Genomic DNA, 518 nt, shown 5'->3' with positions numbered 1-518 from the left:
AGGCCAGCGGCCCGCAGCACCGCCTCCTCACCCGCGTACTGCTCCAGGCAACCGCGCCCTCCGCAGCCGCACCGGCGTCCCCGCGGGCGTACCGGCACATGGCCCAGCTCACCGGCGAACCCGCGCGTCCCGCGCAGCAGTTCACCGTCCACCAGGATGGCCGCGCCGATGCCGATCGCCGCCGAGACGTGCAGCGCGTCGCGCGGCTCGGGATCGTGCCCGCCAAGCCACAGTTCGGCCAGCGCCCCCAGGTTCGCCTCGTTGTCCGCGCTGAGGCCGCCCTCCCGGACGGGGAGGTGCAGGCTGAGGTCGACGTCCTGCCAGCCGAGGTTGGGAGCCCGGACCACGGTGAGCCGGTCCCGGGCGACGAGGCCGGGAACCGCGACGCACACCCCGGCCGGGCGCAGCCCCGAAGCCCGCGCCTGCTCCCCGACCCTGCCTATCAGCGCGGCGAGCCGGGCGAGCACCTGAGCGGGCTCGCCGTCCCGGCTGTCCGCGCCCACCGACGCCCTGGCCCG

1 protein-coding gene is annotated in these 518 nt (G+C 77.0%); it reads right to left on the bottom strand.

The genetic code is table 11. From position 1 onward, the window contains the following. Window positions 1-518: ROK family protein (locus ACYVE9_RS30605; RefSeq protein WP_461031096.1), on the bottom strand; the 518-nt coding region annotated here is incomplete at both ends.

The organism is Streptomyces sparsus (genome assembly GCF_054776295.1).
Note: the sequence above shows the minus strand (reverse complement) of the source record. Positions and strands in the feature narration are given on the sequence as shown.